This is a genomic window from Streptomyces mutomycini (assembly GCF_001700505.1).
Lineage (GTDB): Bacteria > Actinomycetota > Actinomycetes > Streptomycetales > Streptomycetaceae > Streptomyces > Streptomyces mutomycini.
Map to the genome: position 1 here is coordinate 1 of NZ_MAPV01000032.1, position 18,714 is coordinate 18,714.

Sequence of the window (18,714 nt, forward strand, 5' to 3'; positions counted from 1 at the left end):
CCCCCGTGGCGCCCGTCCACGTGGAACCTGTCCCTCTGACTCCCGCCCCCGTGGCGCCCGCTCCGGGCTCCACGTCGCCGGCCTCGTCGACGGCTCCGGGCGCCGCGTCCTGTGGCGGGACGGCGGATTCCGCCCCGGCCGGTTCCATGTCGTCCTCCGTCGTGTCCAGCAGCAGCAGGCGGCCGTCGTTCGACGCGATGGCCAGCCGTTCGCCCTCCGGGTCGGAGATGAGCTCGTGGACCCTGCCCAGCTGCCCCGCGACCAACCGTCGGGGCGGGCGGTCTCCGCTGGCCCGGGGGAGATAGGCGATCTCGATCGCGTCGTCTCCCTCCGCGTCCGTGACATAGGCGACCCGGCCGCTGCTGCCGAGCATCTCCGGCATCCGGACCCGCACTCCGGGGGTGTCGGCGATCGTGCGGGCGGGGCCGTCGCGGTGGGTGAGCCAGTAGAGGCTGCCGCGCACGGAGACGGCGCTGGCCCGGCCCGTCTCGTCGACGGACAGTGAGTCGACGTGGCTGGACGCCGGTACCTGGTACGTACGCCGGCCCGTCCGTGGGCCTCCGAGCCGCACCTCCAGTTTCCGGGGCACCGCGTCCGGCGACTCCAGGTCGTCGACCAGCCACAGGTCGCCGCCGCACTGGTAGACCACTCGGCTGCCGTCGCTGGAGGCGTGGCGGGCGTAGAACGCGTCGTGGTCCGTGTGCCGCCGCAGGCCGCTGCCGTCCATCAGACAGGAGTAGAGATTGCCGACGCCCTCGTGGTCCGAGAGGAAGGCGATCCGGCGCCCCACGAACATCGGGGCGTCGAGGTGCCCGCCGATGTCCGGCAGCAGCCGCTCGCCGTGCAGCCACAGCCGGCCCGTGGCACCGCCCCGGTACCGCTTCCAGGCCGCCGGCTCGTGCGGCGGCTTTCCGGTGAGCAGCAGGGTGCGCCGTTCGCCGTCGATGTCGGCGACCGCGATGTCGGAGACGGGGCCCCAGGGGAGCTTGCCGCCGGGGCTGCCGTCCGTGGGGACGCTGTACGCCCACGAGAAGTACGAGAACGGCTGGTTGTGCGAGGACACCGCGAGGATCTGGGACGAGTCCCCGGGGTCGGGGCTCCAGCCGCAGACGCGCGCGTCGGTCGAGCCCCAGTAGGTGAGCCGTCGGGCCGGCCCGCCGTCGACGGGGGCGAGGTGGATCTCCGGGTCGAGCGTGCGCCAGGTCGTGTAGGCGATGCGGCTGCCGTCGGGCGAGAAGCGCGGATGACTGACCCTGGTCCGGTCGACAGTCAGCCGCCACGCCCGGCCGGGCCGCTGCCCTGCGGGGGCGAGGGGGGAGACCCAGAGGTCGTCCTCCGCCGCGAAGCAGAGCATGTCCTTGTGCAGGTGCGGGAAACGGAGATACGCGACGTCGTCACTCACCCCCCAATGCTTTCGATGTGAAGGGCGCGCGGCAACTTGTGGCGCAGGACACAAGCGAAACTGTCTCGTTTCGATGGGGGAGGGGGTACCTTCAAAGTGTACGAAACAGTTTCGTTCCGTTGGTTGATCATCGGCTGACGTACGATCCAGCAGGTGCGAGGAAGAGGAGGTCGACCATGGCACGCAGCCGGCTCACGCCCGAACGCGAGAGCGAGCTGTACGCCGCCGTGCTCGATCTGCTCGGCGAGGTCGGCTACGAAGCCCTGACCATGGACGCCGTCGCCGCCCGCACCCGTTCCAGCAAGGCCACCCTCTACCGCCAGTGGGGGAGCAAGGCCGAGCTGGTCGTCAAGGCACTCCGGAACGACAAGCCGGTGCACCTCGGCGATGTCGACACCGGTTCGCTCCGCGGCGACTTCCTGGCCGTGGTGACACGCACCGACGACTGCCAGATGGAGAAGAACTCCGCACTGCTGCGGGGTCTGAGCCATGCCGTCCACGACAACCCCGATCTCTTCCAGGCGCTGCGGGACCTGCTGATCGAGCCGGAGATGACCGGCCTCGGAAGCATGCTCCAACGGGCCGTGGACCGAGGGGAAGTGCGCCCGGACAATCCGGCGCTCCCCTATGTGCCGCACATGATGATCGGCGCCTTCGCCGCACGGGAACTGGTGGACTGCCAGCCCGTCGACCAGGCGTTCCTCACCGACTACGTCGACTCCGTGGTGTTCCCCGCCCTCGGCATCTGACGTCCTCTTCCTTCCCGTGCGACCTCTCTCCCCACGCTCCACCTGACACGCCGCTCTCGTCGTCGGGCTGGTTCCTCACGCCCTCTTCCACTCCACGACCTGACCGGGAGTAACTCCTCCGTGGCCACTTTCCTGTACAAACTCGGACGGCTCGCCTTCCGGCGCCGCCGTTACGTCGCCCTGATCTGGGTGGCGCTGCTGGCACTCGCCGGGTTCGGTGCCGCCTCGGCGTCCACTGCCACCTCCAGCTCCTTCTCGATCCCCGGCACAGAGGCCCAGCGCGCCTTCGACCTGCTGGACGAGCGTTTCCCCGGCGGCAGCGCCGACGGTGCGACCGCACGGGTCGTTTTCAAGGCACCCGGCGGCGAGAAGGTCACCGACGCGGCCAACAAGGCCGAGATCCAGGAGATCGTCGGCGAGCTGAAGTCCGGCTCGGACCAGATCGCCTCGGTCGCCGATCCCTTCGCGGCGAAGGCCGTGAGCCAGAACGGATCCACCGCCTACATCTCCGTCTCCTACAAGGTCAGCTCGATGGAGCTCACCGACGGGGCACGGGAGGCGCTGGAGGAAGCGGGTGAGGCCGCGCAGAGCAGCGGGATGACCGTGGAGATCGGTGGTGACGCGCTCCAGGTGATGCCGGAGACCGGTGCCACCGAGATCATCGGGGTCGCCGTGGCCGCGGTGGTGCTGGTGATCACCTTCGGGTCGCTGATCGCCGCGGGGCTGCCGCTGCTGACCGCGCTCATCGGCGTCGGGATCGGTGTCTCGCTGATCACCGCCCTGGCGAACGTGCTCGACCTGGGTTCCACCACCTCGACGCTCGCGATGATGATCGGCCTCGCGGTCGGCATCGACTACGCGCTCTTCATCGTCTCCCGCTACCGCGCCGAACTGGCCGAGGGCAGGGAGCGCGAGGAAGCCGCCGGGCGGGCCGTCGGCACGGCGGGATCCGCGGTCGTCTTCGCCGGCCTGACCGTCGTCATCGCGCTGGTCGGCCTCGCCGTCGTCAACATCCCGATGCTGTCGAAGATGGGCTTCGCCGCCGCGGGCACCGTCGCGATCGCCGTACTCATCGCGCTCACCCTCGTCCCGGCGCTGCTGGGCTTCGCGGGCAAGCGGATCATGGGGCGCAGGGCGCGCAAGGCCGCCGAGGCGGAGAACAGGCCCGAGGCGAAGCCGAACATGGGCACCCGCTGGGCGCGGTTCGTGCTGCGCAAGCCGGTGTGGGTGCTGCTGGCCGGGGTCATCGGCCTCGGGGCCGTCGCCGTACCGGCCGCCTCGCTGGAGATGGGGCTGCCGGACGACGGCTCGCAGCCGAGGAGCACCACGCAGCGTCAGGCGTACGACCTGCTGTCCGAGGGCTTCGGCCCCGGATTCAACGGTCCGCTGCTGGTCGTCGTGGACACGAAGGGCAGCGAGGACGGCAGGGCCGCCGTCGACCGGGTCTCCCAGGAGATCGAGGGCATCGGCCACGTCGCCGCCGTCACCCCGGCCGCCTTCAACAAGGCCGGCGACGCCGCGACCATCACGGTCATTCCCGAGGACCGGCCGAGCTCCGTCCGGACGGAGGACCTCGTCCACGAGATCCGTGACGCCGGCAGGGACGTCAAGGGCGACACCGGTGCCGAGGTGCTGGTCACCGGCGCGACCGCGATGAACATCGACTTCTCGGAGAAGATGAACGCCGCGCTGCTGCCCTACCTGGCGCTCGTCGTCGGGCTTGCGTTCCTGCTCCTGATGGTGGTCTTCCGCTCGCTGCTGGTGCCGCTCAAGGCGGCCCTCGGCTTCCTGCTCTCGGTCGTAGCGGCCCTGGGTGCGGTCGTCGCGGTCTTCCAGTGGGGCTGGCTCGCCTCGCTCTTCGGGGTCGAGCAGACCGGTCCGATCATGAGCATGATGCCGATCTTCATGGTCGGCGTGGTCTTCGGCCTCGCGATGGACTACGAGGTCTTCCTGGTCACGCGGATGCGTGAGGCGTACGTCCACGGGGAGACCCCCGGCCAGGCGATCGTCACCGGGTTCCGGCACGGGGCCCGGGTGGTCACCGCAGCCGCGGTGATCATGATGGCTGTCTTCGCCGGCTTCATCGGCTCCAGCGAGTCGATGGTCAAGATGATCGGCTTCTCGCTGGCCATCGCCGTCTTCTTCGACGCCTTCGTGGTCCGGATGGCCATCGTGCCGGCGGTGCTCGCCCTGCTGGGCCGGCGCGCCTGGTGGCTGCCGCGCTGGCTGGACCGTGTCCTGCCCAACGTGGACGTCGAGGGGGAGGGCCTGCGCAAGGAGCTCTCCGACGGCGGCCCGGCCGAGGGCGGCGGGGAGCGGGAGCTGGTCCGCGTATGACCCGCGGCGTGAGCGCCGTGGCGTGAGCCGCGCCGGCCCCGGGGTCCGCCTCTGAGCGGAAGGCGGCCGCGGAAGCACCGGTTACCTGTGGGGACGGGGGACCGGGGCGGAAGGGAGCCCCCGTGCACGCGGCACGGGGGCTCCCTTCCTGTTCAGGCGGGGGTCGCCGTGGCGGGGGCCGCGGCGGGGCGCTTCGCCGTACTCGCGCGGACCCTCGACAGGAAGCGGATGAAGGGCGCCCTGCCGAACTGGAAGACCGCGACACCGTCCGGCGAGTGCAGTTCGATGACCAGCTGGGCGCGGCCGCACGGCCATATGCCTATGTCGCCCCGGGTGGCGGGGGAGCGCAGTCCGCGCTCCAGGAGGTCGACGCCGACGGCCCAGTCGGCGCCTCCGGGAAGCCGCACGTGGACGGTCTCGGGCTCCTCCGGGGCGCAACGCAGCTCGACCGGGACCAGCCGGGGGTCGGGACCGTCGGTGATGAGCCGGGCTCGGGCGTGCTCTTGGATCACGAGGGACATGGCCGGCTCCTCCTGTGCGTATAGCTATTCCCCTAATGTCCCACATATTCCCATTTGGGCATGTCGAGGGTCGGGTCAGTTGTCATTCCTGCGCTCTTGCGAACTCTTTGCAAGAGGGCCTTATCATGGAGCGTTTCCCGACCCCGCCAGCAGCAACGCCCGAAAGCGGAGCCACTCCATGCATGTACCCGACGGTTTCATCAACGCGCCTGTCTCCGCCGTCGCGGGTGTCGTCGCCGCGGGCGCGGTCGCCGTCGGGCTCCGGGGGGCCCGGCGCGAACTGGACGACCGCACGGCTCCGCTGGCCGGGCTCGTCGCCGCGTTCATCTTCGCCGTGCAGATGCTCAACTTCCCGGTCGCGGCGGGCACCAGCGGCCACCTCCTGGGCGGGGCGCTGGCCGCGATCCTCGTCGGGCCGTACACCGGGGTGCTCTGCATAGCGGTCGTCCTGCTGATGCAGGGCATCCTCTTCGCCGACGGCGGCCTCACCGCCCTCGGTGTGAACATCACGGTGATGGGGGTCGTCACCACCGTCGTCGCCTACGCCCTCTTCCGCGGGCTGACCCGTGTGCTGCCCCGCACCCGCCGCTCCACGACCGTCGCGGCCTTCGTGGCCGCACTGGTCTCCGTGCCGGCCGCCGCCGTCGCCTTCACCGCGGTCTACGGGATCGGCGGCACCACCGACGTACCCCTCGGCAAGGTCCTCACCGCGATGGTCGGCGTCCACGTCCTGATCGGCATCGGGGAGGCGGCGATCACCGCGCTGACCGTCGGCGCCGTGATCGCGGTGCGCCCCGACCTGGTGCACGGGGCCCGCGGGCTCGCCACCCCGCTCAAGCTGCGTGTCGACGGTGCACTCGTCGACCTCCCGGCCGCCCCGGCAGCCGCCTCCTCGCCGGCCCCCGTCGCGGCCCGCTCCACGCGCAAGGTCTGGGCCGCCGGTCTGGCTGCCGCGCTCGTCCTCGCGGGCTTCGTCTCCTTCTACGCCTCCGCGAACCCCGACGGCCTGGAGAAGGTCGCCGCCGACAAGGGCATCGACGAGAAGGTCCAGGAACACGGCGCCGCCGGCTCCCCGCTCGCCGACTACGGCGTCAAGGACGTCGAGAACGCCCGGATCTCCGGCGGCCTCGCCGGAGTGATCGGAGTGGGCGCCACCGTCGCCGTCGGCAGCGGGGTGTTCTGGGCCGTGCGCAGGCGCCGTACGCCCGAGGCGCCCGGGCTCCGCACCACCGAGTCCGTCTGACATGGGCGCCGGCCACGCCCACAAGCTCTACCGGCACGGGCACTCACCCGTCCACGACCTCCCCCCGCACTGCAAGCTCGCCGCCGTCCTCGGCTTCGTCGTGGTCGTCGTGTCCACGCCGCGCGAGGCCGTCTGGGCCTTCGCGCTGTACGGGGTGCTGCTCGCCGGCGTCGCCGCGGTGGCCCGGATCCCCGCGGGATTCCTGCTGAAGCGGCTCGTCATCGAGGTGCCGTTCGTCGCGTTCGCGCTGCTCATGCCGTTCGTCGTGCCCGGCGAACAGACCGAGCTGCTCGGTGTCTCCGTCAGCGTCCCCGGCCTCTGGGGTGCCTGGAACGTCCTCGCAAAGGGCACCCTCGGGGTGGCCGCTTCGGTGCTCCTGGCCTCGACCACCGAGCTGCGCTCCCTGCTGCTCGGCCTCCAGCGGCTACGGCTGCCGCCCCTGCTCGTCCAGATCGCCTCGTTCATGATCCGGTACGGCGACGTCATCACCGACGAACTGCGCCGCATGTCGGTCGCCCGCCGCTCACGGGGCTTCGAGGCCGGCGGCGTACGGCACTGGGGCGTCCTCGCCAAGACGGCGGGCGCCCTCTTCATCCGGTCCTACGAGCGCGGCGAACGCGTCCACCTCGCGATGGTCAGCCGCGGTTACACCGGCACCATGCCGGTGATCGACGAGGTGACCGCCTCCCGGACCCAGTGGGCGCACGCCGCGGCACTCCCCGTGCTCGCCCTCGCCGTATGTCTGCTGGGATGGACCGTATGAACCTGCCCACCGCACCCGTACCGTCCCTGGAGGTCAGCGGCCTCGCCTACGCCTACCCCGACGGCCACCAGGCCCTCTTCGGCGTCGACCTGACCGTGGCCCGCGGTGAACGCGTGGCGCTCCTCGGCCCCAACGGCGCGGGCAAGACCACCCTCGTCCTCCACCTCAACGGCATCCTCGACGCGGGCGCCGGCTCCGTCCGGGTCGCCGGACTGCCCGTGGAGAAGCGGAACCTGGCGGAGATCAGACGCCGCGTCGGCATCGTCTTCCAGGACCCCGACGACCAGCTCTTCATGCCGACCGTCCGCGAGGACGTCGCCTTCGGGCCCGCCACGGCCGGACTGCGGGGCCCGGAGCTGGAGGAGCGGGTCGTGACCGCCCTCAGGCGCGTCGGCATGGAGGAGTACGCCGCGCGGCCCCCGCACCACCTCTCCTTCGGCCAGCGCCGCCGCGTCGCGGTGGCCACGGTGCTGGCCATGGAGCCGGAGATCCTCGTCCTGGACGAACCCTCATCCAACCTGGACCCGGCCTCCCGGCGTGAACTCGCCGACATCCTGCGGTCCCTGGACGTCACCGTGCTGATGGTCACCCACGACCTGCCGTACGCACTCGAACTCTGCCCGCGCGCCGTCATCCTCAGCGACGGGGTGATCGCCGCCGACGACCGTACGCAGGACCTGCTGTGCGACGACGAACTCATGCGCGGACACCGGCTGGAGCTGCCCTTCGGCTTCGATCCGCGTTCCGTGTCCGTTCCGCGTCCGTGAACAGATGGTGACCCGCCCCCCGCTCCACCTGCGGAGCGATGCACCATGGGGGGATGAGCGGGAGCGCGGGAGCAGGCGTGGACGTACGAGGCACGGTGGCGCCGGGATTCGAGGCGGTAAGGGACGCTTTCGTCCGTAACTTCGAACAGCGCGGGGAGCGGGGAGCGGCCGTGGCCCTCTACCGCCACGGCAGCAAGGTCGTCGACCTGTGGGCCGGCACACGCGATGTGGACGGCACCGAACCATGGGCCGTGGACACCGTGCAGGTCGTGCGCTCGGCCGGAAAGGGCATCGCCGCCGCCGTACCGCTGATGCTGCACCAGCGCGGACAGGTGGACCTCGACGCGCCTGTCGGCACGTACTGGCCGGAGTTCAAGGCGAACGGCAAGGAACGTGTCCTCGTACGCCATCTCCTCGCCCACCGCGCGGGGCTGGCCGCCCTCGACACACCGCTGACCCCCGAGGAGGCCGCGGACCAGGTGTCGGGGCCGGAGGCAGTCGCCGGCCAGCGGCCCCAGTGGGAGCCCGGCACCGACCACGGCTACCACGCCCAGACCTACAGCTGGCTCGTCGGAGAACTGGTGCGCCGGGTCACCGGGCGGACCATCGGGCGCTGGATCGCCGAGGAGATCGCCCGCCCGCTCGGCCTGGACTTCTGGTTCGGGCTGCCGGCCGACGAGGCGCACCGGATCGGGCGGATCGGGCCCGTCGAGCCCCCGCCCGCCGAAGGCAGCGGCTCCCTTCGTGTGCGCCCCAAGCGCTCCGTCGTCGAGGCGTACCGCGATCCGGCCTCGCTCACCCGCCGTGCCTTCGGGGCGATCGACCCCTTCCCCGACGAGAACGCCCCGGCCTACCGCGCGGCGGAACTCCCCGCGTCCAACGGTGTCGCCACCGCACGCGGACTCGCCCGCTGCTACGCCGCGATGATCGGCGAGGTCGACGGACAGCGGCTGTTCGCCCCCGCCACCCTCACGCTGGCACGCACCGAGGAGTCCGCGGGGCCGGACCGCGTGCTGGTCGTCAGCACCCGTTTCGGCCTCGGCTACATGCTGCACGGACCCTCCGCGCCGCTGCTCGGCCCCGGGTCCTTCGGACACCCCGGCCGCGGAGGTTCGCTGGGCTTCGCCGACCCCGAATCGGGTATCGCGCTCGGCTATGTGACGAACGGTCTGCAGAAGGGAGTCACCGCCGACCCCCGTGCCCAGGCCCTGGTCAGGGCAGTACGGTCGGCGCTATGACTCCTCCACGCTTCCACGGGTACGCCGCGCTCCTCACCGGCGCCGGGCAGGGCATCGGGGCGGCCACCGCCCGCCGCCTGGCCTCCGAGGGCGCGGCCGTCCTGGTCACCGACCTGGACGCCGAGCGCGCCGGGCGCACAGCGTCCGCGATACGCGAAACGGGCGGCACCGCCCGGTCCCTGGCCTGCGACGTGGGCGACCGGGCGGCGGTCGACGCGGCGGTGGCCCACGCCGTCGCGGCGTTCGGACGGCTCGACGTCCTGGTCAACAACGCCTACGCCAACCACGACGACGCCGCACTGTTCGAGGACGAGGAGGACGCGTCCTGGGACCACACCCTGGACGTCACCCTGACCGGCCCCTACCGCTGCTCCCGCGCCGCGCTGCCCCACCTGGTGGCCTCCGGCCGGGGTGCGATCGTCACCATCGGATCGGTCAACGGCGAACAGGACTTCGGCGGCCATGCCTACAGCGCCGCGAAGGCCGGCCTGGCCAGCCTGACCCGGACGCTCGCCGGTCACGCGGGGCCACGCGGCGTCCGCGTCAACCTCGTCGCCCCCGGCACGATCCGCACGGACGCCTGGGCCGGCCGCGACGACGAACTGGACCGGGCGAGTGCCCTCTACCCGCTCGGCCGGATCGGCGAACCGGACGACATCGCGTCGGCCGTCGCCTTCCTCGCCTCCCGGGACGCGGCCTGGATCACCGGCACCACGCTGCGGGTGGACGGGGGCCTCCTCGCCGTCAACACGGGTTTCCGCAGGGCGATGACGGGTGCTCCCGAGGCGCGGTAGGACCGCGGCCTGTCGTACCCCTGTGGCATCGTGAGCCGCCCCGTCCGGAGTGAGCTGACGAGAGCATGGGTGGTACCGATGGGTGACTTCTTCGAGCGTGTGGTCGACCTGGAGGTGACCGGTGAGGAGGCCGGGACGCTCGCGGCGCGGATGGTGGACTGGATGGTCGCCGAGGGCGTCATCACCCGTGAGACGACCGGGGACGCGATGTACAGCCTTCCCGTCGACGTCGGACACGTCCCCGGCCCCGGCTGGACGCGGGCGGTGGCCGACGACTCCGATCCTTCGTGGTTCCCGGGGCCGGTGGCGGTACTCGTCGGCCGTGACCACCACGTCGGCGGCCAGGGTCAGCACGCGGCCGACACGGCGACCTGCCCGCGCTGCGGGGTCAGCACCGTCGTCATCGACTACCCGGAGTCGTTCGAGGCGGACGATGAGGTCTGGCAGCCGTTCATGGACGGCATCGAGGCGTGGCGGAAGACGGGGCGGGGCGAGGTGGCCTGTTCCGCCTGCGAGGCCCTGGTGCCGGTCACCGAGTGGGAGTTCGGACCAGGCTTCGACCTCGGCGCGCTCGCCTTCGACTTCTGGGGGTGGCCGCCGCTCTCCGTCCGCTTCCTGGCGGAGTTCCGGGCCAGGCTCGGGCACCGCACCGAGGGGCAGTCCGGCAAGTTCTGAGACGCCCGCCCCGGATCAACTCACGTGCAGCATCAGCCCGATGCCCACCACCATCAGCCCTGCGGCCGCGATCCGGGGGCCGCCGAACCTCTCCTTGAAGAACAGCGTCCCTATCGCGGCGCCCACGATGATCGAGGACTCCCGGAGTGCGGCGATCGGGGCGAGGGGGGCCTTCGTCTGCGCCCACAGGACGAGACCGTAGGCGGAGACCGACAGAGCCGCGCCCAGCAGTCCCCGTCTGACGAACGGCCTCAGCTGAGGCATCAGTTCACCCCGCCTGCGCCAGTAGGCGTACGCAGGGATGACGAGGCCCTGCACGAGCATCAGCCAGCCGATGTAGCCGACCGGGGTACCCGAGGCGCGTACCCCGACCCCGTCGACCGTGGTGTAGCCGGCGATCGCGAGACCGGTCGTGAGAGCGGCGAGGACCGCCGGCCACTGGGGGCGGCTGCCGGAGCCGCGGATGCCCCACAGCGCCAGCCCGACGAGTCCCGCCGAGGCGACGGCCACGCCCGCCACCGCCCAGCCGTCCGGGATCTCACCGATGAAGACGGCGGCCAGCACCGTCACGACGAGCGGGGCCGTGCCCCGGGCGATCGGGTACATCTGGCCGAAGTCGCCCAGGGTGAACGAACGCATCAGCAGCAGCATGTAGACCACGTGCAGGGCGGCGGAGGCGAGCAGATACGGCCAGGCGCCGGCCGCCGGAAGCGGGGCGGAGAAGGCCAGTACGGCTCCGATCAGCGCCCCGCCGCCCGAGATCAGGGTGAAGGACAGCAACTGGTCGCGTATGGCGTGGGCGATGGCGTTCCAGCTCGCGTGTGTGATCGCGGCGGCCAGGACGGCTGCCGCCACCAGCGGGGTCACGCGGTCCGCTCGCGCACGTCCACGAGGGTGCCGCCCGCGAGCTCGATCAGGGTGGCGGGATCGAGCCGGAAGACGGCGTGCGGATGGCCCGCGGCGGCCCACACCTCGGTGTGACCGAGCAGGCCGCGGTCGGCCAGCACCCGGGTCTTCGTAAGGTGGCCGAAGGGAGGCACGCCGCCGATCGCGTATCCGGTGGTCTCCCGGACCAGACCGGCTCCCGCCCGCGCGACCTCCGCGGCCCCGATCTCGGTCCGCACACGCTCCACGTCCACGCGGGACGAACCGTCCATCAGGACCAGGACCGGTACGCCGTCCGCCTCGAAGATCAGGGACTTGACGATCTGGCTGAGTTCGCAGCCGATCGCCGCGGCGGCCTGCACCGCGGTGCGGACGGCGTCGGGGAATCGGCGTACCTCGACCTGGAGGCCCAGCTCGCGCAGGGCTTCCGCGAACCGAGGATGGGCATCGGAGGAAATCGTGGCGGGGGTGGTGTCCGGAGTGCTCATGCCCGCACGCTACTGAACCGTCCCGGCGTCGGACCACAGCCTCCCCGGCGGCTGTCCAGATCGTCACTTCGGAGGGAGCGCCGGCCGGGCCGGAGACGTGATCCGCCTCCGGCCCGGCCGGTCACATCCGCCGGTGGCCCCGCGCGCTACGACCCCGCGCGCAGCACCGCCGCCACCACCGGGCCCGCCGCGTCGCCGCCGTGGCCGCCGGACTGGACGACCGCCGCCGCCGCGAGGTCGTTGCTGAAGCCGGTGAACCAGCTGTTGGACGTGGCCTGTCCGTCGACCTCGGCCGAGCCGGTCTTGGCGCCCTTGTCGCCGCCCACGGACGCCATGGCCGCCTTGCCGGTGCCCCAGGAGGCGGTGGCCCGCATCATGTCGTTCAGCTGCCGGGTGACGCCCGGCGACAGCGAGCGGGAAGCCGTGGCGAGCTGACGGTCGTCCAGGGACTGCGGGACGAGGACGGGCTGGCGGAACGTTCCGGTGCGGGCGGTCGCCGTGATGGACGCGATGTTGAGCGCGTTCATCTGGACGGTGCCCTGGCCGATGTACTGCTCGGCCGCCGCACCACCGGCCTCCTCGGGCACGCTGCCGTCGGTGGAGACCACGCCGGTCTGCCAGTTCAGGCCTATCCCGAAGACGTCCCGGGCCTCCTTGGCGAGCGCGGCGTCGTCCTTGGTGTCGTCGATCAGTTTGATGAAAGCCGTGTTGCACGAGCGGGCGAAGCTGGTGGTGAACGTGTCGGTCGGCGGGAGCTCGAAGTACTTGAGGTTGTGGAACGTCCTGTTCTGCCAGGTCGCCTCCTTCGGACACTCGACCGGGCTGGTCGCCGAGACGAGCCCCTTCTCCATCAGCATCGCGGCCGTCACGATCTTCATCGTGGAACCGGGCGCCTGCTTGCCCTGCATCGCCGCGTTGAAGCCGGTCGCCGGGTTGTTGGCCACGGCGCGGATCGAGCCGGTGGACGGTCTCACGGCGACCACCGAAGCGCCGCTGAACTGCTTGACCGCCTTCTCGGCCGCCGCCTGGGCGCCCGCGTCGAGCGTCGTCCGCAGCTTGCCGGGCTTCCCCTTGGCCAGCGTCAGCAGCGTGGTGTCCGGAAGCTGCTCGTCCGCGGGCTCGATCCAGGTCTCGATGCCCGGGGAACCGCCCGCCTCGTCGCCGTACTTCTCGCGCAGGCTGTCCAGGATCGGGCCGAGCGAGGGGTAGGTCTCCTTGTCGAGCACCTTGTCGTTGTGGTCGAGGGCCTCGATCGCAGCCGTCGAGGACTCCCCGGTCCTCAGCACCGCGCCCTCGGTCAGCTGCGGATGGATCACGGCGGGCTGCCAGTCGACCAGCGCCTTGCCGGTCGTCAGTCCGCGCACCACGGTCAGCTCGGAGGAGTACGACCAGGGCTTGGTCTTCCCCTCGAACGACACCGTGGCCTTCACCGTGTACGGCACCTTCGTGCCGACGGCGGCGCCCGGTGTGATCACCGCTTTCGTGACGTGGGCCTCTTCGGCGTAACCCGTCAGCAGCGGCTCGGCGGCGGTCTCGTTGTTCGTGAGCAGGGCGGCGGACGAAGCGTCGCCCGACGCCCATGCCTCCAGGAAGCCCTTGGCGGTCTCCTGGATCTCCTCCTTGCCGGGCGGCCCGGTCTTCACCTCGGACGATGCCGAGGCGCTCTCCGTGCCCCCGGCCTCGCCACCCCCCAGCACCACGTCGTACACGCCGTAACCGAGCCCCCCGGCCACGAGCACGAACACCCCGCCGACAATGGCGACCTTCGCTCCACTGCGCATCTGTGCAGTCCCCTCCCCGTGAGCGCCCCCTTGAACGTGTTCAAGGGGGCCTTCCATCGGCACAGTACGGGACCGCAGTGGACGTTGAGGCAGTTGTTATCGGACTGCGACGCACTGCGAGAGAGCGCTTTCTGGCCAGGGGGAGACCGTTCTCAGCTACACCCAGGTGTCCAGCCACATCCGGTCGCGCCAGGAGTTCTCCGGGATCGACGTGCCCGTGTAGAGAGGCCAGAAGTACACGAAGTTCCACACGATCAGCAGCACCAGGACGCCCGCCGCGATCACGCCCAGGGTGCGTCTGCGCTCGCCAGACGGATCGGCGGTCCCCATGCCGAGGCGGTACTTGGCGCCCGTGCCGGCCGCCGGGCCGATGAGGGCGCCGATCATCATCGTGACCGCCAGACACAGGAACGGCACGAACACGACCGCGTAGAAGAGGAAGATCGTCCGCTCCTGGTAGAAGAACCAGGGCACCCAGCCCGCCGCCACACCGCACGCGATCGCGCCCGCCCGCCAGTCGCGGCGGAAGAACCAGCGCCACAGCACGTACAGCAGCGCCGCACAGGCCGCCCACCAGAGCAGCGGGGTGCCGAGCGCCAGGACCTCGCGGGCGCACTTCCCGGTCTTGGACGTGAGGCAGCCCGTCTCCTCCTCGTAGAAGTACGAGACGGGGCGTCCCAGGACGATCCAGCTCCACGGATTGGACTCGTAGGTGTGCCCGGAGGTCAGGCCGACGTGGAACTCGTAGACCTGGTTCTCGTAGTGCCACAGGCTGCGCAGCCAGTCCGGAAGCCAGGTCCAGTTCCCGCCCTTGCCCGCGGTCTCCGCCCAGTTGCGGTAGTACCCCTTGTCCGTGACGATCCAGCCGGTCCACGAGACGACGTACGTGCCGATGGCGACCGGCACGGTGGAGACGAACGCGGGCAGCAGGTCCCTCAGGACCACGGCACGGTACGGCTGCACGGCGCCCGCCGTGCGCCGCGCGCCGACGTCCCAGAGCACCGCCATCACACCGAACGCGGCCAGGATGTAGAGCCCGTTCCACTTCGTGGCGAAGGCCAGGCCGAGCATCAGGCCGGCCGCGATCCGCCACGGGCGCCACCCGAGGTGGAGCGTTTCCGCGATGTGGGCGTCCGGGCGCAGGAGCCCCTCGTCGTCGGCCGGGAGCGCCGCGGCCAGCTTGCGGCGAGCCCAGTCGCGGTCGATGAGGAAGCAGCCGAACGCCGCGAGCACGAAGAACATCAGCACCAGGTCGAGCAGCGCGGTGCGGCTCATCACGAAGTGCAGGCCGTCCACGGCCAGCAGGGTGCCCGCCAGACAGCCCAGGAACGTCGAGCGGAACAGCCGGCGGCCGATGCGGCACAGCATCAGGATGGAGACGGTACCGAGCAGCGCCACCATGAAGCGCCAGCCGAACGGCGTGAAACCGAAGAGCTGTTCGCCGAACCCGATGATCCACTTGCCGACCGGCGGATGGACGACGTATCCCGGGTCCACCGGGATGTCCACCGAGGAGGGGTCCTTGAGGATCAGCTTGTCGACGTCCTTGGGCCACGAACCCTCGTACCCCTGGTTGACCAGCGCCCAGGCGTCCTTGGCGTAGTACGTCTCGTCGAATATCACCGCCTTCGGGCTGCCCAGGTTCCAGAACCGCAGCAGCCCGGCGACCAGGGAGACCAGCAGCGGCCCGCCCCACGCGGACCACCGCACCAGGTGTCCGGCGAGGCCCGGCGGCACCGCGAGCACGCTCCAGAACTGGCGTCCGGGGCGGGTGTAGGGCGGGATCAGCCGCTCGCGCAGCCCCGTCTCCGGCCGTGGGGAATGGCCGAAGCGGCGCAGCCGCTGCTGCCAGGAAGGCGGCTGGTCGCCGGTGTGATCCCCGGCGTCGTTGCCCTGCTGGGCTTCGGGCGCAGTACTCGTCACCGCGCCATCGTAGGGAACGCATCTGTGCGAGTGGTGCCGCCCGGGCTGGGAGGATGGCCGATGTGACTGGAACGACTGGAACGCTCGTACTCGCAGGGACCCCCATCGGCGACGTGGCGGACGCCCCTCCACGGCTCGCCGCCGAGCTGGAGACGGCCGACGTCGTGGCCGCCGAGGACACCCGGCGCCTGCGCCGCCTCACCCAGGCGCTCGGCATCCGTACGACGGGGCGTGTCGTGTCCTACTTCGAGGGCAACGAGGCCGCGCGTACGCCCGAACTCGTCGAGGCGCTGGCCGGCGGCGCGCGTGTCCTGCTCGTCACCGACGCGGGGATGCCCTCCGTCTCCGATCCCGGCTACCGGCTCGTCGCCGCCGCCGTGGAACAGGACATCAAGGTCACCGCCGTACCGGGCCCGTCGGCCGTGCTGACCGCACTCGCCCTGTCCGCGCTGCCCGTGGACCGCTTCTGCTTCGAGGGCTTCCTGCCGCGCAAGGCGGGCGAGCGGCTCGGAAAGCTGCGCGAGGTCGCCGGCGAGCGCCGCACGATGGTCTTCTTCGAGGCGCCACACCGGCTGGACGACACCCTGGCCGCGATGGCCGAGGTGTTCGGGGCCGACCGCAGGGCCGCCGTGTGCCGGGAGCTGACCAAGACGTACGAGGAAGTGAAGCGCGGCCCGCTGGGCGATCTCGCCGTCTGGGCGGCCGAGGGCGTCCGCGGTGAGATCACCGTCGTCGTCGAGGGCGCCACGGACTCCGGGAACGAAGGACTGGACTCCGCCGAGCTGGTGCGCAGGGTGCAGGTGCGCGAGGAGGCGGGGGAGCGGCGCAAGGAGGCCATCGCGGCGGTCGCCGCCGAGGCCGGGCTGCCCAAGCGCGAGGTGTTCGATGCGGTGGTCGCGGCAAAGAACGCGGCTCGGACCGGCCAGGAGCAGGGCAAGGGACTAGCCTGAAATGTAAAGCCCGAGCCGCGTACCGGGGCCCTTTGGCCACGGAACGGCCAAAAGCGTTCCAACACTCGGCAGACCTGGTGCTTCGCCGCCGGTGAGGGCGTCCACTTGAGGGTGGAACGCATCATCCGGAGTGCTTGTCCGGAGTGCTTGTCCATCGGACAAGAGGAGCAGGCATGAGTGAGATCGCAGCAACCACCGTGCACGAGGCGTACGCCTTCGCCTGCATGAGGTGTGGGTACGGCTGGGAACAGGCCTACGAGATAGAGCACCACGTCGACGGCTCGGGAAACGCCTTCGTGGTCTATAAGGCGGACGGACAGCAGGTGCCCTCGCCGCTGTCCACACCCACCTGCGCGAATTGCGGCGGTCATGTCGTCCGGATCATGCGGGCCGGGCGGGTCTCCATCGTCCAGCAGCTGCTCCGCGCCCAGACCACGCGTCCGAAGCAGACCACGCGTCCGAAGGCGACCACGCGTCCGGAGGAGACCGGTGAGGAGAGAGCCGCCGAGGAGATGGCCGTCGCGGCCGTACGGGCACCAGGGCCCGCACCGCACCACTGGCAGCTGTCCGATCTGCTGCGCCACTTCCACCGGCACTGAGTGCGAGCCCGTGCCCTCGTAGAGTCGGGGGCATGAGCCGTACCGAAGCCCCGCCGCTCCCCGAACCCCTCAGGGTTCCGGTCGCCGATTCGCACACCCACCTCGACATGCAGGACGGAACCGTCGAGGAGGGTCTGGCCCGCGCCGCGGCCGTCAACGTCACCACCGTCGTCCAGGTGGGCTGTGACGTGAAGGGATCGCACTGGGCCGCCGAGACCGCCGCCGCACACCCCTCCGTGCACGCCTCCGTCGCCCTGCACCCCAACGAGGCGCCGCGCATCGTGCACGGCGACCCCGAGGGATCGTCCCGGCAGGGAGCGCGCGAGCCCGGCGGGAGGGCGGCGCTCGACGAGGCGCTCGCCGAGATCGACGCACTCGCGGCTCTCGGCCACGTACGCGCGGTCGGCGAGACGGGCCTCGACCACTTCCGTACGGGCCCCGAGGGCATGACCGCCCAGGAGGAGTCCTTCCGGGCCCACATCGAGATCGCCAAGCGCCACGGCAAGGCCCTGGTCATCCACGACCGTGACGCCCACGCGGACGTGCTGCGCATCCTCGCCGACGCGGGCGCGCCCGAGCGGACGGTCTTCCACTGCTACTCCGGGGACGCCGAGATGGCCCGGATCTGCGCGGCGGCCGGATACTTCATGTCCTTCGCGGGCAACGTCACGTTCAAGAACGCACAGCCGCTGCGCGACGCACTGTCCGTCGCCCCCGCCGAACTCGTCCTCGTCGAGACGGACGCACCCTTCCTCACCCCCGTCCCGTACCGCGGCCGGCCCAACGCGCCGTACCTGATTCCGGTCACCCTCCGCGCCATGGCAGAGGTGAGGGGCGTCGACGAGGACACCATGGCCGCCGCCGTCTACGACAACACCGCGCGGGCGTTCGACTTCTGACGCCTGTCGGCGTCCGGACCGAACGTCGGATGATCGTACGACTGTGGATGGTGACGAAGCCTCCGCTATCGTGCCCGCGCAACGGGGTCGGCAGGGCGGAACATCTGGAGCGTCGTGGGCCATTCGCAGGGCAGTCACCGCGCACCGCGCGGCAGTCGGCGTACGAGCCGGGGGCGGGTCCCTGTCCCGCCCCCGGCACCGCCGCGCTCCCTCCACGAGGAGCGGACGATCGCCGCCGGACTGTGGCCGGGCGGTCAGCCGGTCCACGACCCCACCGTGCTGGACACCCCGCTCGTGACCCCGCGCGGGGAGACCGCCGCCCCGCAGCCCGCCCCGCGCAGGGAGATCCGCGGACACCGGGCCGCCAGGCACCACCGGGGCGCCCCGGACAGCCTGCGGCGGATCGTCCCGCGCGCCCTGGTCGTCGCCGTGCTGGCCGGCGGCACCGCCGCGTTCCTCGCCCAGGACAAGGCCGTCCGCGTCAGCGTGGACGGCACGTCACGCACCCTGCACACCTTCGCGGACGACGTCGGTGAGCTCCTCGACGCCGAGGGCGTCACGGTCGGAACCCGCGACACCGTCGCCCCCGCCCCCGGCACAGGGCTGGACGACGGCGACGAGATCGTCGTCCTCCGGGAGACACGCGGCATCGGGCCCGGGCCGGGCGGCGGTCCCCGGGCCCTGCGGCGGCCGTAGGCTT

17 protein-coding genes and 1 pseudogene are annotated in these 18,714 nt (G+C 71.4%); 12 read left to right on the forward strand and 6 right to left on the reverse strand.

Features of this window, described 5'->3' with window-relative positions; translation table 11 throughout:
- Positions 1–1,402, reverse strand: a pseudogene (locus BFF76_RS04945) (S41 family peptidase); the annotation flags it as partial.
- Between the two features lie 176 nt (positions 1,403–1,578).
- Between BFF76_RS04945 and BFF76_RS04950 the strand changes: the two are divergent.
- Entirely contained in the window at positions 1,579–2,151 is a 573-nt protein-coding gene (locus BFF76_RS04950; protein WP_031098555.1) for a TetR/AcrR family transcriptional regulator, read from the forward strand.
- Positions 2,152–2,271: 120 nt separating this feature from the next.
- Entirely contained in the window at positions 2,272–4,488 is a 2,217-nt protein-coding gene (locus BFF76_RS04955) for an MMPL family transporter (RefSeq protein WP_053928855.1), read from the forward strand.
- 152 nt (positions 4,489–4,640) lie between these two features.
- Here the strand turns inward: BFF76_RS04955 and BFF76_RS04960 are convergent, their stop codons facing one another.
- Positions 4,641–5,009, reverse strand: a complete 369-nt coding sequence (locus BFF76_RS04960) for an SsgA family sporulation/cell division regulator (protein WP_065847381.1) — start codon at positions 5,007–5,009, stop codon at positions 4,641–4,643.
- A gap of 178 nt (positions 5,010–5,187) precedes the next feature.
- Between BFF76_RS04960 and BFF76_RS04965 the strand changes: the two genes are divergently transcribed.
- The 6 genes from BFF76_RS04965 to BFF76_RS04990 all read left to right on the forward strand — a co-directional run bounded on the left by BFF76_RS04965 (position 5,188) and on the right by BFF76_RS04990 (position 10,489).
- Positions 5,188–6,252: an energy-coupling factor ABC transporter permease gene (locus tag BFF76_RS04965; protein WP_065847384.1), complete on the forward strand. Its 1,065-nt coding sequence runs from the start codon at positions 5,188–5,190 to the stop codon at positions 6,250–6,252.
- A 1-nt stretch (position 6,253) separates the two neighbouring features.
- Complete coding sequence (gene cbiQ / locus BFF76_RS04970; protein ID WP_065847386.1) at positions 6,254–7,015, forward strand: cobalt ECF transporter T component CbiQ; 762 nt, start codon at positions 6,254–6,256, stop codon at positions 7,013–7,015.
- On the forward strand, positions 7,012–7,782 hold the full coding sequence (locus BFF76_RS04975) for an energy-coupling factor ABC transporter ATP-binding protein (RefSeq protein ID WP_031098559.1): 771 nt from the start codon (positions 7,012–7,014) through the stop codon (positions 7,780–7,782). Before cbiQ ends, BFF76_RS04975 begins: the two co-directional genes overlap by 4 nt.
- 77 nt (positions 7,783–7,859) lie before the next feature.
- The gene (locus BFF76_RS04980; RefSeq protein ID WP_031098561.1) at positions 7,860–9,020 is read left to right on the forward strand and encodes a serine hydrolase domain-containing protein; all 1,161 of its coding nucleotides are present in this window, start codon (positions 7,860–7,862) and stop codon (positions 9,018–9,020) included.
- Positions 9,017–9,814, forward strand: coding sequence for an SDR family NAD(P)-dependent oxidoreductase (locus BFF76_RS04985; protein WP_065847388.1), 798 nt, complete (start codon positions 9,017–9,019; stop codon positions 9,812–9,814). The genes BFF76_RS04980 and BFF76_RS04985 overlap by 4 nt, the downstream gene beginning before the upstream one ends.
- Before the next feature lie 78 nt (positions 9,815–9,892).
- Positions 9,893–10,489, forward strand: a complete 597-nt coding sequence (locus BFF76_RS04990; RefSeq protein WP_031098565.1) for a hypothetical protein — start codon at positions 9,893–9,895, stop codon at positions 10,487–10,489.
- Positions 10,490–10,504: 15 nt separating this feature from the next.
- Here the strand turns inward: BFF76_RS04990 and BFF76_RS04995 are convergent, their stop codons facing one another.
- From BFF76_RS04995 to BFF76_RS05010, 4 genes are all read right to left on the reverse strand, one after another.
- A complete protein-coding gene (locus tag BFF76_RS04995; protein ID WP_053928853.1) occupies positions 10,505–11,356 on the reverse strand; it encodes a DMT family transporter in 852 nt (283 codons plus the stop codon).
- Complete coding sequence (locus BFF76_RS05000; RefSeq protein ID WP_031098571.1) at positions 11,353–11,862, reverse strand: YbaK/EbsC family protein; 510 nt, start codon at positions 11,860–11,862, stop codon at positions 11,353–11,355. Before BFF76_RS05000 ends, BFF76_RS04995 begins: the two co-directional genes overlap by 4 nt.
- Positions 11,863–12,008: 146 nt before the next feature.
- Positions 12,009–13,643 carry a penicillin-binding transpeptidase domain-containing protein gene (locus tag BFF76_RS05005; RefSeq protein ID WP_031098573.1) on the reverse strand — a complete coding sequence of 545 codons (1,635 nt, stop codon included), beginning with the start codon at positions 13,641–13,643 and terminating at the stop codon, positions 12,009–12,011.
- A gap of 156 nt (positions 13,644–13,799) precedes the next feature.
- The gene (locus tag BFF76_RS05010; RefSeq protein ID WP_065847389.1) at positions 13,800–15,566 is read right to left on the reverse strand and encodes a dolichyl-phosphate-mannose--protein mannosyltransferase; all 1,767 of its coding nucleotides are present in this window, start codon (positions 15,564–15,566) and stop codon (positions 13,800–13,802) included.
- Positions 15,567–15,619: 53 nt separating this feature from the next.
- Here BFF76_RS05010 and rsmI point away from each other — a divergent pair, with 53 nt between their 5' ends.
- From rsmI to BFF76_RS34390, 4 genes are all read left to right on the forward strand, one after another.
- On the forward strand, positions 15,620–16,516 hold the full coding sequence (gene rsmI / locus BFF76_RS05015) for a 16S rRNA (cytidine(1402)-2'-O)-methyltransferase (RefSeq protein WP_065847391.1): 897 nt from the start codon (positions 15,620–15,622) through the stop codon (positions 16,514–16,516).
- Between the two features lie 173 nt (positions 16,517–16,689).
- A complete protein-coding gene (locus tag BFF76_RS05020) occupies positions 16,690–17,115 on the forward strand; it encodes a hypothetical protein (protein ID WP_053928849.1) in 426 nt (141 codons plus the stop codon).
- Positions 17,116–17,147: 32 nt separating this feature from the next.
- The gene (locus BFF76_RS05025; RefSeq protein WP_053928848.1) at positions 17,148–18,014 is read left to right on the forward strand and encodes a TatD family hydrolase; all 867 of its coding nucleotides are present in this window, start codon (positions 17,148–17,150) and stop codon (positions 18,012–18,014) included.
- Between the two features lie 114 nt (positions 18,015–18,128).
- Positions 18,129–18,710: a ubiquitin-like domain-containing protein gene (locus tag BFF76_RS34390; protein ID WP_053928847.1), complete on the forward strand. Its 582-nt coding sequence runs from the start codon at positions 18,129–18,131 to the stop codon at positions 18,708–18,710.
- The last annotated feature ends 4 nt before the right edge of the window (positions 18,711–18,714 follow it).